This window comes from Fibrobacter sp. (genome assembly GCA_024398965.1).
In the GTDB taxonomy this organism is placed as follows: Bacteria; Fibrobacterota; Fibrobacteria; order Fibrobacterales; family Fibrobacteraceae; genus Fibrobacter.
In genome coordinates this window covers 1-1,355 of record JAKSIF010000150.1, presented here as the reverse complement: position 1 = coordinate 1,355, position 1,355 = coordinate 1, and the positions used below count along the sequence as shown (strand labels likewise).

General features: G+C 48.1%; 2 protein-coding genes. Both read right to left on the bottom strand.

Translation table 11 applies throughout. The features are described from left to right. Positions 1 to 857 (bottom strand): IS3 family transposase (locus tag MJZ26_15225; protein MCQ2107127.1); only part of this gene is annotated, 857 nt, incomplete at its 3' end. Further along, positions 788 to 1,312, bottom strand: a complete 525-nt coding sequence (locus MJZ26_15220; GenBank protein MCQ2107126.1) for a helix-turn-helix domain-containing protein — start codon at positions 1,310 to 1,312, stop codon at positions 788 to 790. The genes MJZ26_15220 and MJZ26_15225, both read right to left, overlap by 70 nt. Positions 1,313 to 1,355: the final 43 nt, after the last annotated feature.

Sequence of the window (1,355 nt, the reverse complement as noted above, 5' to 3'; positions counted from 1 at the left end):
ACCGGGCTCATTCCTTTTAGGCGTGATTTTATCCGTTTGTTGTTGTAATACTCGATGTAGTTCCTGAGTTCCTGCTTGAAGTGGTCCATATCCCTGAACTCGTTGGGATATAGCAGCTCCGATTTCATGATTCCGAAGAAGTTCTCCATCATGGCGTTGTCCAGGCAGTTGCCCTTGCGGCTCATGCTCTGGATGATATCATGCTCCTGCAGTTTCCTTTGATAGTTGTAATGCTGGTAGTGCCAGCCCTGATCCGAGTGCAGGATCAGCTTGTTGTGGGCGAGCCCCTGTTCCAGAGCCTTGTCCAGCATGCTCATCACCATTCTTAAGTCCGGATGGTCAGATATGGTATAGCTGATGATTTCGCCGTTGTACATGTCCAGTATTGGCGACAGGTAGCACTTGTCCTGGCCGATGTTTATCTGGGTGACGTCGGTAGCCCACTTCTGGTTGGGACCGGTCGCAGTGAAGTCTCGATTGATTATGTTCGGCGCAGTCTTGCCCACATCGCCCTTGTAGGAACGGTACTTGCAGCGCTTGCGCACATTCCTCAGTTCCTCCTCTTTCATGATGCGGTACACGGTCTTGTGGTTGATCGAGAAGCCTTCGTTCCTCAGTTCGTCCTTGATGCGACGGTAGCCGTAGCGTCCCTTGTTCTCCGCATGTATGGCCTTGACTCGCTTGCGCTCGTCGGCATAGCGGTCGGCCTTCTTCTGGATGTTGTAGTAGTATGTGGAGCGGGATAGCCCGCTTGCCTTCAGGAGATGTTTAAGCGAGTGCTTGTCGCTCAGTCCTCGGACTGTCTCGGCCCTATACCGAACATCTCGGCATTCTCTTCCTGGTCTAGGGCCTTCAATTTTTTTAAGTAGGCGTTCTCCGCTTCAAGATATTCCACACGCTCTCTAAGGCGTTCGAGTTCTGTCATGCCCTTTGCTGATTTCTTTTTCTTTGGCATCTTCGGAGGCCTCCCTTTGGGTTTCGTGGCTAACAGTTCTTCATAGCCGCCATGACGGAACTTTCTCAGCCATCTTTTGATAGTTGTTAAACTGATACCGTATTTAACGGCTGCCGTAGAGAAAGATAGAGTTTTGTTACTTATGTCGTCTATGACTTTTTTCTTTATCATAGGCATTGGTTGTGAGTACTTTCTTCGCCCTGTTGGAAAGATTCCTGATTGTTCGTATTCCAAACAACGGCAAAAAACTTCATTTTTGTCAAGTTTTGTTTTCTTAGCTATTTGAGCGGCTGATATCCCATTTATGTAAAGACGGAATACCTGCTGCCATTCTTCTTCTGTGTGTTTCTTATACATGAAAACCCCGAAAGTTTTGTCCAACTTTCGGGGTTCACATCAT

Coding starts and splice junctions, on each gene's coding strand:
- MJZ26_15220 (MCQ2107126.1), bottom strand. CDS start 1,312: ATGTATAAGAAACACACAGAAGAAGAATGGCAGCAGGTATTCCGTCTT.